Source organism: Klebsiella sp. 2-CIP_Kleb. (assembly GCF_050378715.1).
Taxonomy (GTDB): domain Bacteria; phylum Pseudomonadota; class Gammaproteobacteria; order Enterobacterales; family Enterobacteriaceae; genus Klebsiella; species Klebsiella quasipneumoniae.
The window spans coordinates 707,373-720,459 of record NZ_JBNRLG010000001.1; the positions used below are offsets into that span (position 1 = coordinate 707,373).

The following is a 13,087-nucleotide window of genomic DNA, read 5'->3' on the forward strand; positions in this document are numbered from 1 at the left end:
GTCAAAGTCATTTTAGCTGCTTCAAGGGATAAGAGTTCGTGGTACTGGAACCGTCACTATAGAGCTCGGTAATAATTATTTTTTTACCATCAATAGAATATTTGACTGTACTGTCCGCAGGATCATCCCGCCAGCGACCGGTGCTGTCAGGGTTATCAGATGCCCACATAACCTGATCACCTATAAGTTTGCACTTTATTGCCCAACGGGTGCCATCGTTCTGTCGGATATAATGTACGTAGGCAATACCTGATTCAACTTTATCCAGTTGCATGATCTTATGGTCACGGCCAAACATCGCAGCAGAAGTAGCCTTGCAAATCTGACCTACCGTGACTTCAGAAGCCTGTACCGGCGCAGTAAACACCAGCGGAAAAAGAAGTAAAAGTTTTTTCATACGGCTCAATCCATTTTGTTTATTTTCAGGGATAACGTTAAATGTATATGTCGGCAATCTAAAGCGTTTCTTGACGCTAATTTAGTGTTGCGATTGCAGGACTGATTTTAGTCCCTAGCGTAATCTCAAGCTCTACCTGATTGCCAGCTTGACTACTTTGACGCGCTCCCCGTTGCACCACACAGAATGTTGTTAACTACTTCCGCACTTGGGCACGGAAGAAATTCATGCTAAGCAAGGTCCGGACGGTGCAAAGAGCGGACGTTAATTTTGAAGCTTTTAAGATCTATCTGCAGTGGTTACTGGGTATAGTGATCATTGCGATTAGACAGCGAACTACTATCCCAGGAGATTTATAGACATTTCCATGCAGCGCAGTTCAGCCTGCGCCAAGGCAGAGGGATACATGCTTTCCTGCATAAGTTTGAAACCATGCTTCTCATAAAAAGTCTGGGCATTAGGTGTTGAGGACAAAGTCAATTGCTCAAATCCACGTTCACGAGCTTCACCTTTGATGGCTTCAATAATCTGACTACCTAACCCTTTACCTGTATAACGAGGTAACGTAAATACAGCCTCAATACTTCCTGTAGATAGATCAAGATAGCCTGTAGCTAATAGTCTGCCATCAGCAGCAATAACGAAAAAAGGATTCGCTACAATGACATTCCTGTAGCTTTCAGGCATTTTTTCCGGTGTCCAGGCTGCAATAACCGCATCATCATAACTATTCTTACAGCCGTAACGTATAGCCTGATTTCGAATGTTCCAGCATTCTTCTGCCTCTACAGGCACAGCAAGTCTGATCTTCATAGCTTTTCCTTGTACGTTTTATTCTGCGAGCTATTTACATCTACCATAAAAGTTCTAAAGCATACCCATCAAATTTGAGTGAGGCGACAATGTCCGCTCTTGGCACACAGCAGACGTGAAATTCTGCAATAGCATTCGTACCATACAACATCGAGTAGCTTCAGAATGCCGCGTCAGCGGCATGACAGCGCCAGATGATGTGCATGTGGCAGTCCAGCCAAATGGCGCCGAAGGCCCGGCGCAGCCGGTTGTCGGATTATAAATGCTGCCGGTTCCCCTGCCCTGATTAGCCTTAACTCGCGTTCCGCGCTGAAGCCCCTTTTAACCTCGTTGATCGAGTTCTACCGCGCTTGCAACCTTAAGGGAGTGATCTCCGGGGCCTAAGCGACAGCCTGCTGCTGATGCTTAGGGGGAGATTCTTTAGTCATTCCTGCGACACCTGAAACTTAACACGGAAGCAGCTGATCATAGCGCCAGCAGGGAGAATCCCGGATAGCGATGCGTGACGCCTTATCCCGGCTACGCTGTTAGGCGGTATTTGTGCCGCTCTTGTGCCGTATTTTTGCCGGGTGACAGCTACACCTTACCCGGCCCGCGATTTGGTGCTCTATTCGCGCCCTTCGTAGGCCCGCGCAAGCGTAGCGCCGCCGGGCAAGGACAGCGGGCACGGAGCCGATTTTGTGCCGGGTGGCGGCTGCGCCTTACCCGGCCTACAGGGTTCGTGCGACCTGTCGTTAATATATTCACCATGGTTGCTGAAACTGCCGGTGTTGGCGGCCTCAAAATCGCTGAGACGTTCCCGGAAGGCCGGGGCAGCCCGCATGGATGCGGGCTGAGGGCCGTGTTTTGCACGGACGCTGCCTCGGCCCGACCCGAAGCCTGCAGGGATAAGTCGAAGGGACCGCGTAGCGGCGATTTTGCTGGCCGGAGCCCGGGGGTACAGGGGGCGGCGGCGACTGGCCGCCCCCTGTGCGCTCCCTGCGCCATGATTGACATAACGCAGAAGACTAACCGGGAGCGCAAACTACGCTGAAGTCACGCGTGATAAACGCTTTCCCCGGGCTGAGAACCTGTAAAACCGATAACAGTCTCCCCCGCCGCCGGGCAAGATATCGCACCGTGCCCCCCATGTTGCCGGGTGGCGGCTGCGCCTTACCCGGCCTACAAAGGCCTCCCGTCAGCTCATATCCCCAGGCCCACGCTAACGCAGCACCGCCGGGCAGTTACTGCGCCAGCTGCTGCGCCTGCGCCAGCTGGCGGACGATCGCCTCGCGCCGCGCATCCCCTTCCGGCAGCCGGGCCAGCAGCGCCTGCAGGGCGGCCACGGCTTCGGGGTAATCTTCATTACGCACCGCGCTCAGGGCCAGCATCTCTAGCACCGGCAGGCTGTTCGGCTGTCGCTGATGCAGGTCACGCAGCAGCAGCTCGCCCATCCGAACCTGACCGCTATCTCCCGCCCGCACCAGCGCGCTGGCGTAATCGAAAGCCGCCGCCGGGTCATCCGCCGCCAGAGCATGCGCCCGGCCAAAGGCGCCGATCGCCGTCTCGCCATCGTTTAACAACAGGCCCAGCCGTCCAAGCAGCTGCCAGCCGGGGAGGTCATTCGGGGTATCCTGCAGGTGGCTGCGCAGGCCAAGCCGCAGCTCCGCCAGCTCATCCATTCGCAGCGGCGCCGCCGTCGGGTCCTTAACCTGCTGCAACAGCGCAGGATAATGCCGTTCAGCCTGCTGCCAGAGCAGCACCTGCCCAATATCGCTGGTTTTCAGATACAGGCCCAGACTCAGGACCACCAGCAGCAGCGCCCCCGGAAGCAGCGCCCAGCGGCGTAGCGGCCGTTCGCCAGGCTGTGCCTGGGGCGGGATATCGGTCAGCAGCGTGCGCTGCAGCTCGACGACCAGCGCCGGGTTGTCCTCGCCGCGCTCCTGCGTCAGCTCCTGCAGGCGCGACTGATACAGGGCGCGGTTGAGGGTATCGCGGTCCACCGCCCCGTTGCCCGTCCATGGGTAATAAAGCAGTCCCAGCGCGCCAGCCAGCAACAGCCCGGCGATAACCACCAACAGGCTCATCGTTCTTTTCCTTCTTTTAATAATTCCGCCAGCCGCTGGCGCTCTTCAGCGCTGAGCGCCGCGTCAGGGATGTCGCGACGACGCGCGCGGGCGATAATCATCCCGGCGCCCGCCAGCACGAACAGCCCCGGCCCCAGCCACAGCAGCACCGTGCCCGCGGTCAGCGGCGGCTCGTAGCTGACAAAATTGCCGTAGCGGGCCACCATATAGTCAACGATCTGCCCTTTCGTTTTCCCCTGCTGCATCAGTTCGTACACCTTCTGCCGCATATCGGCAGCAATCATCGCATTCGAGTCGGCGATGCTGTTGTTCTGGCATTTCGGGCAGCGCAGCTGGGAGGTGATCTCGCGAAAGGCCTGCTCCTGGGCCTCATCCTTAAACTGCCAGGTATCGATGGCGGCCCACGCCTGGCCGGTCAGCATCAGCGCCAGCAGGATGCCCATTACCCCTCTCATCAGCCCGCCCCCCGGTTGTATTGATTCCACAGCGGCTGGAGCTCCTCGCGCCACACCCGTTCGTTCAGGTCGCCGGCGTGCCGCCAGCGGATGATGCCCTGACCGTCGATAAGAAACGTCTCCGGCGCGCCATAAACCCCCAGATCCAGGCCGAGCATGCCGTTGCCGTCGTACAGGCTCAGCCTGTACGGATTACCCAGGCGCTGCAGCCAGCTCATCGCCTTCTGGCGATCGTCTTTGTAGTTCATCCCCACCACCCGCACGCCCTGCTGCGCCAGACCGTTGAGAAACTGATGCTCGGCGCGACAGGTTGGGCACCAGGTGGCCCAGACGTTGAGCAGCAGCGGCTTGCCGTCAATCAGCGTCCGCCGGTCCAGCGTCTGACCGGGGGTATTTAGCGCTTCAAGGCGAAACTCCGGCAGCGGTTTGCCAATCAGCGCCGACTCAAGGGTCGTCGGGTCGTCGCCATCGGCATTGCGCATCAGCTGCCAGAACAGCGCGGCGGCCAGCGCCAGAAACAGCGCCAGCGGGATAAACAGCAGCTTCCGGTTCATGAGGCCTCCTGCAGTTTCTTACGCATCCGATAGCGTGGGTCGAGCATGCAGCACAGACCGCCGAGGGCCATCAGCACCCCGCCGTACCAGATCCAGCGAACGAACGGTTTGTAGTACAGACGCACCGCCCAGCTGCCGTCGCTCAGCTCTTCCCCCAGCGCGGCGTAAAGATCGCGGGTCAGCCCGCCGCTGATCGCCGCCTCGGTCATCATCATCCGGCTGGCGGTGTAAAAGCGCTTCTCAGCATACAGCGTCGCTTCCGGGCGTCCGCTGCGGGTCACGGTGATAATTCCTTCGCCGCCGGTCCAGTTGGGGCCGACGATATTGCGCACGCCGTTAAACACAAAGTGATAGCGGTGGATATCGATACTGTCGCCGGGGCGCATCCGTACATCGCGCTCCACGCTGTAGTTCTGGCTAAAAGTGATGCCGATAACGGTCACCGCCACGCCGACGTGACCGAGCACCATCCCCCACTGGCTGCGGGTCAGCGTCCGCAGGCCGCGCCAGAAGCCGTGGCGATGAGTGGCCCGTTCGTGAACCTCCAGCAGGGCGAAGATCAGCACCCACAGGGCCATCATCAGGCCAATGACCGCCATGGCGGTGATACGATCCTGCAGCAGCCACGGCAGCGCCAGAGAAAGTGACAACGTCACAACCAGGGCGATAATCAGGCGCTTAATCTGCCTGGCGATGTCATCGCGCCGCCAGCGGATCAGCGGCCCCAGCCCCAGCAGCAGCGCAAACGGCGCCATCAGGGCGGTGAACATGGTGTTAAAGAACGGCTCGCCGATGGAGATGCTGCCGAGGCCCAGCTCCTTATGCACCAGCGGCAGCAGCGTTCCGAGGAGCACCACCAGCATCGCGGCCATCAGCAAAATATTGTTGCCAAGCAGGAACGACTCGCGCGACCACAGGGTATGTTCCACCCGCGCCCGCACCCGGCCGCCCTTCAGGGCGTACAGCAGCAGCGACCCGCCGATGGCGACAATCAGCAGCGCCAGAATAAACAGCCCGCGCGACGGATCCGAGGCGAAGGCATGCACCGAGACCAGCACCCCGGAGCGCACCAGGAAGGTGCCCAGCAGGCACAGGGAGAAGGCGGCGATGGCCAGCAGCACCGTCCAGGCGCGGAAGCTGCCACGCTTCTCGGTCACCGCCAGGGAGTGCAGCAGCGCGGTGCCCACCAGCCACGGCATAAACGAGGCGTTTTCCACCGGGTCCCAGAACCACCAGCCGCCCCAGCCCAGTTCGTAATAGGCCCACGCCGAGCCCAGCACGATGCCGAGAGTGAGGAACATCCATGCCGCCTGGGTCCAGGGACGCGACCAGCGCGCCCAGGCAGTATCCAGCCGGCCCGCCAGCAGCGAGGCGATGGCGAAGGCGAAAGCCACCGAGAAGCCGACGTACCCCATATAGAGGATCGGCGGATGGAAAATCATGCCGATATCCTGCAGCAGCGGATTAAGGTCGCGGCCGTCAATGGGGTACTGCGGCAGGCCGCGGCTGAACGGGTTGGAGGTAAAGAGGATGAACAGCAGGAACCCCAAGGCGATCATCCCCATCACAGCCAGCACCCGGGCGACGGCGTCGAGCGGCATCCGGCGGCTGAAGAGGGCGACGGCGAAGGTCCAGACGCTGAGCAGCAGAACCCACAGCAGCAGCGAGCCCTCATGCGCCCCCCAGGTCGCCGCCACCCGATACCACACCGGCAGCGCGCTGTTGGAGTTTTCCGCCACGTAGCGGACGGTAAAGTCGTTGACCACGAAGGCGTGCACCAGCAGCAGGAAGGCGCCCCCGATACAGGCGAACAGCCCGCAGGCCAGCGGCCGGGCCAGGACCATCAGCCGCCGGTCCTGCCGCGCCGCGCCCCACAGGGGATAGACGCTCAGGAGCAGCGCCAGCCCCGCCGCCAGACACAGTAAAAAGTTGCCCAGCTCCGGCATCATGGCTGCGCCCCCGTTTTCTCCGGCATCATGGCGTTTTTCACCTCCGGCGGGGTGTAATTTTCATCATGTTTGGCCAGCACCTGCTGGGCGGTAATATGCCGCTCGCCGTCCAGCACGCCCTGGGCCACCACGCCCTGCCCCTCACGGAACAGGTCCGGCAGAATGCCCTTATAGCTAACGTCCACCACCCCGCGGGCGTCATACAGCTTAAAGCGCACGTCGAGAGTTTGCGGGTCGCGCTGCAGGGAGCCCGGCTGAACGTAGCCTCCCACCCGAAGGCGCTGCCCGGTATGGGGTAGCGCCCGGGTTTCCGTTTTGCCGTAGATAATTTCCCCCGGGGTGTAGAACAGATCGATATTGCTGCTCAGGGCGTACAGCGCCAGGCTGACGGTGAGCCCAAGTCCGGCGAGCACCGCCAGCACGATATACAGCCGGGTTTTACGACGCGCTTGCATCCGCGGCCTCCTTGTCATGTTCGCGGGCAGCAGCGATCCGCCGCTCGCGCGCCTGCTGGCGTCGCACTTCATGGAATAGCGCCCGCCGCGCCCACAGGGTGTGCACCGTCAGCAGGCCAAAGGCGGCGACGGCCACCGCCACCGCCAGCCAGACGTACAGGGCATAGCCGCCCATATTCAGGAAGGCGGCGAACGAAGAAAAAGCGGGGCTCATCGGACGGCTCCTTTATTAGCCAGCGCCACCACCCACGGTCGACGACGCTCCAGCTGCAGGATCAGGTTACGCAGGCGCATCAGGGTCAGGGTGACCGACAGCGTGAGGAAGGCAAAGATGCAGATCCGCAGCGGCAGACGCATGCTCGGGTCGATGGTTTGCTGCAGGTTGGTCGAACCCTGGTGCAGGGTATTCCACCAGTAGACCGAGTAATGAATGATGGGCAGATTGACCACCCCGACCAGCACGAGGATCCCCGCCGCGCGCCCGGCCAGCCGCCGGTCGTCAAAGGCGTGCCACAGGGCGATGATCCCGGCATACAGAAACAGCAGCACCAGCTCCGAGGTCAGGCGGGCGTCCCAGATCCACCAGGTTCCCCACATTGGCTTGCCCCACGCCGCGCCGCTGACCAGCGCCACCAGGGTGCAGACCGCCCCCACCGGTGCCAGGGCGGCAATCGCCAGATCGGCCATTTTGATCTGCCAGACCACCCCGACGAAGGCCGCGACGGCCATCGCCAGGTACAGCCCCATCGACCACATCGCCGCCGGGACATGAAGATACATGATCCGGTAGCTCTCCCCCTGCTGATAGTCCGCCGGGGCGAAGCCAAAGCCCCATCCCAAGCCGATGACCAGCAACAGCGCGCTCAACGCCGCCAGCCAGGGGATCCAGCATCCGCACAGGCGGTACAGCCGCTCGGGGATCGCCAGTTGATGTAACGCTTTCCACATAGACGCTTACTCACACGGTTATGATGGCCGCGCCCGCAGGCGCAGCGAATTATTGCACGGTCAGCCGCAGCGCGGCGGCGGTGGCGAACGGACACAGGGTGGCGCTGGCGGTTAAGAACGCCGCCAGCATCGCCAGATAGCCGCCGACCGGGAGCCCGGCGGCGGCGGCCTGGCAGGCCGCGGTGGCGAAAATCAGCAGCGGCACCGCCAGCGGCAGCACCAGCAGGCTCAGCAGGACGCCGCCGCGCTTCAGGCCGACGGTCAGGCCAACCCCCACCGCGCCAAGAAAACTGAGCGTCGGGGTGCCGAGCAGCAAGGTCAGCGCCAGCACGCCGGCGTCATGCACGCTCATCCCCAGCAGCAGCGCCGCCAACGGAGAGACGATCAGCAGCGGCAGGCCGCTCATCATCCAGTGGGCGACCACCTTCACCAGCACCACCGCCACCAGCGGCGTCGGCAGAAGCAACAGCTGCTCCAGGGAGCCGTCCTGCCAGTCGTCACGAAACAACCGATCCATCACCAGCAGCGCCGCCAGCAGCGCGGCGACCCATACCACGCCCGGCGCAATCTGCGCCAGCAGCTGCGGCGCGGCGCCGACGCCGAACGGAAACAGGGTGATGACGATCAGAAAGAACCAGAGCGGATTGAGGATCTCCGCCCCGCTGCGCCATGCCAGGCGCAGTTCCCGGGCCAACAGCGCTCGCATCATTGCCCGCCTCCAGCGTCGCCGCCGAGGCGCAGGGTGCGCAACGGGCAGCGCAGCGGCCGCAGCGGCTGGTGGGTAGTGAGGATCGCGCTTCCCCCCTGCCGGGCGTGCTGCTCCAGGCGGCAGGTCAGGGTTTCCATCGCCGTGGCGTCGAGGGCGGTGAACGGCTCATCGAGGATCCACAGCGGCGCGTCGGTTAACCACAGGCGGGTCAGCGCCACCCGGCGCTGCTGCCCGGCAGAGAGCTGGTTCAAGGGGAGATCTTCATAGCCCGCCAGGCCGACGGCGGCGAGGGCGCGTTCCCGCTGCTGAAGGCGGCTGCCCGGAAAGAAGAAACGCAGATTTTCATCGGCGGTCAGCACCGCGTTGACGCCGGGCTTATGGCCCAGCCACAGCAGCTGACGATGAAATGACTCCCGGACCTTCGCCAGCGGCTGGCCCTGCCAGCTCACCCCGCCGCTTTCCGGGCGCGCCAGGCCGCAGAGGATCCGCAGCAGCGAGGTTTTCCCCGCGCCGTTATCACCGGCGACCTGCAGCAGCTCACCGGCAGCAAGGGACAGCGTCAGCTCCGCAAACAGCGGTCGATCGTCAACGATGCAGGTCAGTCGCTCTGCATGCAGCATGAAGGCAAACTCCTTGATTCAGACAGTATTTTACGTCCTGGCTAAGTATGGGTTGCGCCGCGTGGGCGACGCAACCCTGACGGTTACTGTCCGGCCCCCGGCAGCTTCGAGATATCAGCATTGCCTAACGCCTTCTCATCGTGCGCCGCGGTCTCCTTACGCACCTTCGCCACATCGCTGGCGCTGACCGCCGGCGCGTTGTTGCCCCAGCTGGTGCGGATGAAGTTGACCACATCCGCCACCTGCTGGTCGTCCAGACGCCAGCCGAACGACGGCATGGTCAGGTTGGAGACCGCGTCTTTCACCGCCGGCGTGGTGCTCCCGGTCAGAACGATATGGATAAGCGAAGTGGCATCTTCGGTCTGCACCACCGGATTGCCCTTCAGCGACGGGAAGGCGCGTTTATAGCCTACGCCGTCGGTGCGGTGGCAGGCGGCGCAGTTATCGACGTACAGCGCGGCGCCGGTTTTGCTGTCGTTACCCTTCCACAGATCTTTCGCCACGCTGTCTTCCACCGGGGCTGGGGTCTGTTTGCCGCCGCGCGGCGGGAGCGACTTCAGATAGCGGGCGATGGCGGTGATGTCGTCATCAGAAAGATACTGCAGACTGTGCTCCACCACATCGCTCATGCCGCCGAAGACCACCGATTTATCGTTACGTCCGGTTTTCAGGAACTCGGCCAGCTCGGCTTCGCTCCAGGTCCCCAGACCGTCGCGGTTTTCGCCGCGCAGGCTGGAGGCAACCCAGCCGTCAATCGGCGCATTGCTGCCCGCCAGGTAATCATCGCCTTCGCTTTCGCTGAGCGCTTTTTCCTGCATCGTCAGGCTACGCGGGGTATGACAGGCGCCGCAGTGGCCCAGGCCTTCCACCAGATAGCGGCCACGCTCCAACACCGGGTCAACCTGCGGGTTGGCGACAAAGTCGCTCGGCGTCGGCGCGAAGATGCCGCGCCAGAACGCCAGCGGCCAGCGCATCGACAGCGGCCACGGGATGTCGGTGTCCTTGTTGGCGACATTCACCGGCTCCACGCCGTGCATAAAGTAGGCGTACATGGCGCGCATGTCCGCTTCGCTGATCCGTGCGAACGAGGGATACGGCATCGCCGGATAGAGTGTGGAACCATCTTTCCGCACGCCCTTGCGCACCGCGTCGTCGAACTCTTCGAAGGTGTACCCGCCAATGCCGTGTTCTTTATCCGGCGTGATATTGGTGGAGTAGATGGTGCCGATCGGCGTCTCCATCGGCAGACCGCCGGCGAAAGGCTTGCCCGCTTTGCCGTTGGTGTGGCAGGCGACACAGTCCCCCGCCCGCGCCAGATACTCCCCTTGCTTAATCAGATTGCTGTCCGCAGGCGCCTCTTCGGCGAAGGCCGCGCAGCTCAATGCCCCAAGCACCAGGGCCGATAACCATTGCATTTTCATCATCTGCCTTCCTTTATGCCTGCACCAGGGGACCCGGATTTTTCAGATACTGCTCGCGGATCGCCTTCGCTGACCAGTAGGCCAGCGCGGCCACCGTGCCGGTTGGGTTATAGCCCAGCCCCTGCGGGAAAGCGGAGGCGCCGATGACGAAGACGTTATGCACGTCCCAGCTTTGCAGATAACGGTTAACGGCGCTGGTTTTCGGATCCTCCCCCATCACCGCCCCGCCGTTCATATGGGTGGTCTGGTAGGTGGTGGTATCAAAGTGGCTGTTGGCGTTTTTCGGGCTGCCGAGGATATATTTCGGCTTCATCGCTTTGGCGATCGGCGCCAACTTATCGAACATAAACTGCGCCATCTTGATGTCGTTTTCCTGCCAGTCAAAGGTCATGCGCAGCAGCGGCTGGCCAAAGACGTTTTTGTAGTTCGGATCAAGATCGAGGTAGTTCTGCCGATAGGACTGATGCGCGCCGTGGGCATCCATCGACAGGTGATGGGTGTAGGTATCGGCCACCGCCGCTTTCCACTTGCTGCCCCACGCCGGGGTGCCCGGCGGTACCGGGAAACCGGAGATGGGCTTGGTCCCGGCCTGGTTGACCCAGAACGGCGAACCGCCGACAAAGCCGGCCGCGCCGTGGTCGAAGTTGTCGGCGTTGAAGTCATCGACGCCGACGCCGTTGCCGCCCGCGCCGATAAACGGGTTGGTATAGGTGTCTTTGTCGAAAATGGCCTTGATGGTGGTCATGTTCTGGTAGGCGAAGTTACGCCCCACCACCCCTTCGCCGGTCTCCGGATTGTACGGTTTACCGATCCCGGAGAGCAGCATCAGGTGCACGTTATGGAACTGGAAGGCGCCGATGATCACCAGGTCCGCCGGCTGCTCCATTTCGCGCCCCTGGCCGTCGACGTAGGTCACGCCGGTAGCGCGGGATTTGTCGTCGGTCAGGTTGACCTTCAGCACGTTGGCGTTGGTCCGCAGCTCAAAGCGTTTTTCCTGGCGCAGCGCCGGCAGGATGTTCACGTTCGGCGAGGCTTTAGAGTACATGTAGCAGGCGTAGCCGCTGCAGAAACCGCAGAAGTTGCACGGACCCATCTGCGCGCCATAGGGGTTGGTATAGGAGTCGGAGGTGTTGGCCGACGGCAGGTTGTAGGGATGGTAACCCACCTCGAGCGCCGCTTTTTCAAACAGCTGCGCTGACCAGGTGTTTTTCTGCGCCGGCAGCGGGAAGTCGTCTGAGCGGTCCGGGGCGAAAGCGTTGCCGCCGCGGCCTTTACCGACGACCTTGCCCTTGATCGACCAGGCAGTCCCGGAGGTGCCGAACACTTTCTCCGCTTTATCGAAGAACGGTTCCAGCTCGTCGTAGGTGACGCCGAAATCCTGGATGATCATATCCTGGGGAATGAAGTTTTTGCCGTAGCGCTCTTCATAGTGGCTGCGCATCCGCAGTTCGATGGGATCGACGCGGAAATGGACGCCGGACCAGTGCAGCCCGGCCCCACCCACGCCGGTACCCGGCAGGAAAGCCGCCAGCTGGCGATACGGCACCGCCTGCTGGCTGGTGTTATGGCGGATGGTGACGGTGCTTTTCGACAGATCCTGGAACAGCTTGCGGCGGATGTTGTAGGTCAGCTCATCAATCACCTGCGGATAGGCGCCATCCGGCCAGGTGTCGCGCATCGGGCCACGCTCCAGCGCCACGACGTTGAGCCCGGCTTCGGTCAGCTCTTTGGCCATGATCGCCCCAACCCAGCCGAAGCCGACGATCGCGACATCGGTTTTTTTCAATACGGTGGCCATGATTACGCCCTCTCCCCATTAATTGATACCGGCGGGAAGGGGTAGCGTTCGCCCCGTTCAACCCAGTCCATAAAGTCGGCGCGCGCGCCGGGAAAATTAATCAGCGTCCAGCCGACCATGCCTTTATTACCGCCATGGATCGGGTCGCTGAAGAAGCCTTCTCGGGTGTTCTGCAGCAGATAGGTGAAGAACAGCGAGGCCGGAAGCTGTTTGAACTCGGCTTTGCCGGATTCCCACAGGCCGAGCGCCTCGTCCTGTTGCTCGTTGCTCAGTTCAGCGAAGGTCTTGTGATACTTGTCCTGACACCAGGCCTCGGCGTCGGCGATCCCGAGGTTATAGATCTGTTTGGGCACCAGCGGCAGCTGATAGCCCATCTCTTTCGGCACGTCGGGGTTGAAGGGCCCCTGCATATACCAGATGGAGCCGGTGGCGTAAGGGGTATTAAGCTGGCGGTCGATAAACTCCGGCACGCCGGCCTCTTTAGCGCCGGGGCCAAGTTCATCCGCTGGGATCAGGCGCGCGACGGCGGCGTTGATAAACGCCCACTCACGATCGTTGAAGAACTGCGGCTTCCAGTCGCTGGCCGCCGCCGTGTTCCCGGAGGCTGGCTCTGAAGCGGGGGCCGCCTGCGCGGTCGCGCTGGTGGCCACGCCAATGGCCCCTGCTCCCGCGCCGCCGATCACCACCGTGGGGATCAGCGCCATCGACTTCACCAGGAAATCACGCCTGGAATTGTTAGTTTTCTCGCTCGACATCATCACATTCCTGTCATTGAAAATTACTGTTTTTGTCGCTGACAAAACCAGTGAATGTCGTGCTGGAACCGATACCATTGCGCTTTTAAACCGCTTAGCGTCTGGCCCGGCCCGGCAAGTCGGATAAAACATCGCCAGAGGCGATAT

The 13,087-nt window shown here is 61.7% G+C and carries 14 protein-coding genes; all 14 read right to left on the reverse strand.

Going from position 1 to position 13,087, the window contains the following annotated elements:
* Positions 1-7: 7 nt before the first annotated feature.
* Complete coding sequence (locus ACQUTP_RS03560) at positions 8-397, reverse strand: hypothetical protein (RefSeq protein WP_043519870.1); 390 nt, start codon at positions 395-397, stop codon at positions 8-10.
* Between the two features lie 339 nt (positions 398-736).
* Positions 737-1,210 (reverse strand): GNAT family N-acetyltransferase, encoded by a 474-nt coding sequence (locus ACQUTP_RS03565; RefSeq protein WP_043519868.1) that lies wholly within the window; start codon positions 1,208-1,210, stop codon positions 737-739.
* A gap of 1,223 nt (positions 1,211-2,433) precedes the next feature.
* Positions 2,434-3,276: a c-type cytochrome biogenesis protein CcmI gene (ccmI, locus tag ACQUTP_RS03570; protein ID WP_285754911.1), complete on the reverse strand. Its 843-nt coding sequence runs from the start codon at positions 3,274-3,276 to the stop codon at positions 2,434-2,436.
* Positions 3,273-3,719, reverse strand: a complete 447-nt coding sequence (locus ACQUTP_RS03575) for a cytochrome c-type biogenesis protein (protein ID WP_074377610.1) — start codon at positions 3,717-3,719, stop codon at positions 3,273-3,275. The genes ccmI and ACQUTP_RS03575 overlap by 4 nt, the downstream gene beginning before the upstream one ends.
* Before the next feature lie 11 nt (positions 3,720-3,730).
* A complete protein-coding gene (locus ACQUTP_RS03580; protein WP_004202997.1) occupies positions 3,731-4,285 on the reverse strand; it encodes a DsbE family thiol:disulfide interchange protein in 555 nt (184 codons plus the stop codon).
* On the reverse strand, positions 4,282-6,234 hold the full coding sequence (locus tag ACQUTP_RS03585) for a heme lyase CcmF/NrfE family subunit (RefSeq protein ID WP_114465611.1): 1,953 nt from the start codon (positions 6,232-6,234) through the stop codon (positions 4,282-4,284). Before ACQUTP_RS03585 ends, ACQUTP_RS03580 begins: the two co-directional genes overlap by 4 nt.
* Positions 6,231-6,689: a cytochrome c maturation protein CcmE gene (ccmE, locus tag ACQUTP_RS03590; RefSeq protein WP_285754915.1), complete on the reverse strand. Its 459-nt coding sequence runs from the start codon at positions 6,687-6,689 to the stop codon at positions 6,231-6,233. Before ccmE ends, ACQUTP_RS03585 begins: the two co-directional genes overlap by 4 nt.
* Entirely contained in the window at positions 6,673-6,903 is a 231-nt protein-coding gene (gene ccmD, locus ACQUTP_RS03595) for a heme exporter protein CcmD (protein ID WP_004203001.1), read from the reverse strand. The genes ccmE and ccmD overlap by 17 nt, the downstream gene beginning before the upstream one ends.
* Positions 6,900-7,637 carry a heme ABC transporter permease gene (locus ACQUTP_RS03600; RefSeq protein WP_060655971.1) on the reverse strand — a complete coding sequence of 246 codons (738 nt, stop codon included), beginning with the start codon at positions 7,635-7,637 and terminating at the stop codon, positions 6,900-6,902. The genes ccmD and ACQUTP_RS03600 overlap by 4 nt, the downstream gene beginning before the upstream one ends.
* Before the next feature lie 49 nt (positions 7,638-7,686).
* Positions 7,687-8,346 carry a heme exporter protein CcmB gene (gene ccmB / locus ACQUTP_RS03605; RefSeq protein ID WP_017899585.1) on the reverse strand — a complete coding sequence of 220 codons (660 nt, stop codon included), beginning with the start codon at positions 8,344-8,346 and terminating at the stop codon, positions 7,687-7,689.
* On the reverse strand, positions 8,343-8,966 hold the full coding sequence (gene ccmA / locus ACQUTP_RS03610; RefSeq protein ID WP_135711920.1) for a cytochrome c biogenesis heme-transporting ATPase CcmA: 624 nt from the start codon (positions 8,964-8,966) through the stop codon (positions 8,343-8,345). The genes ccmB and ccmA overlap by 4 nt, the downstream gene beginning before the upstream one ends.
* An 83-nt stretch (positions 8,967-9,049) precedes the next feature.
* The gene (locus ACQUTP_RS03615) at positions 9,050-10,390 is read right to left on the reverse strand and encodes a c-type cytochrome (protein ID WP_004184337.1); all 1,341 of its coding nucleotides are present in this window, start codon (positions 10,388-10,390) and stop codon (positions 9,050-9,052) included.
* A 10-nt stretch (positions 10,391-10,400) separates the two neighbouring features.
* On the reverse strand, positions 10,401-12,185 hold the full coding sequence (locus ACQUTP_RS03620) for a GMC family oxidoreductase (protein ID WP_428902348.1): 1,785 nt from the start codon (positions 12,183-12,185) through the stop codon (positions 10,401-10,403).
* A 2-nt stretch (positions 12,186-12,187) separates the two neighbouring features.
* Positions 12,188-12,943, reverse strand: coding sequence for a gluconate 2-dehydrogenase subunit 3 family protein (locus tag ACQUTP_RS03625; protein ID WP_017899589.1), 756 nt, complete (start codon positions 12,941-12,943; stop codon positions 12,188-12,190).
* Positions 12,944-13,087: the final 144 nt, after the last annotated feature.

Excerpts from the sequence above, each read along its gene's own strand:
- ccmE (WP_285754915.1), bottom strand. The coding sequence starts at position 6,689 with ATGCAAGCGCGTCGTAAAACCCGGCTGTATATCGTGCTGGCGGTGCTC.
- ACQUTP_RS03580 (WP_004202997.1), bottom strand. The coding sequence starts at position 4,285 with ATGAACCGGAAGCTGCTGTTTATCCCGCTGGCGCTGTTTCTGGCGCTG.
- ACQUTP_RS03615 (WP_004184337.1), bottom strand. The coding sequence starts at position 10,390 with ATGATGAAAATGCAATGGTTATCGGCCCTGGTGCTTGGGGCATTGAGC.
- ccmA (WP_135711920.1), bottom strand. The coding sequence starts at position 8,966 with ATGCTGCATGCAGAGCGACTGACCTGCATCGTTGACGATCGACCGCTG.
- ACQUTP_RS03625 (WP_017899589.1), bottom strand. The coding sequence starts at position 12,943 with ATGATGTCGAGCGAGAAAACTAACAATTCCAGGCGTGATTTCCTGGTG.
- ACQUTP_RS03585 (WP_114465611.1), bottom strand. The coding sequence starts at position 6,234 with ATGATGCCGGAGCTGGGCAACTTTTTACTGTGTCTGGCGGCGGGGCTG.
- ccmB (WP_017899585.1), bottom strand. The coding sequence starts at position 8,346 with ATGATGCGAGCGCTGTTGGCCCGGGAACTGCGCCTGGCATGGCGCAGC.
- ACQUTP_RS03565 (WP_043519868.1), bottom strand. The coding sequence starts at position 1,210 with ATGAAGATCAGACTTGCTGTGCCTGTAGAGGCAGAAGAATGCTGGAAC.
- ccmD (WP_004203001.1), bottom strand. The coding sequence starts at position 6,903 with ATGAGCCCCGCTTTTTCTTCGTTCGCCGCCTTCCTGAATATGGGCGGC.
- ACQUTP_RS03575 (WP_074377610.1), bottom strand. The coding sequence starts at position 3,719 with ATGGGCATCCTGCTGGCGCTGATGCTGACCGGCCAGGCGTGGGCCGCC.
- ACQUTP_RS03600 (WP_060655971.1), bottom strand. The coding sequence starts at position 7,637 with ATGTGGAAAGCGTTACATCAACTGGCGATCCCCGAGCGGCTGTACCGC.
- ccmI (WP_285754911.1), bottom strand. The coding sequence starts at position 3,276 with ATGAGCCTGTTGGTGGTTATCGCCGGGCTGTTGCTGGCTGGCGCGCTG.
- ACQUTP_RS03620 (WP_428902348.1), bottom strand. The coding sequence starts at position 12,185 with ATGGCCACCGTATTGAAAAAAACCGATGTCGCGATCGTCGGCTTCGGC.
- ACQUTP_RS03560 (WP_043519870.1), bottom strand. The coding sequence starts at position 397 with ATGAAAAAACTTTTACTTCTTTTTCCGCTGGTGTTTACTGCGCCGGTA.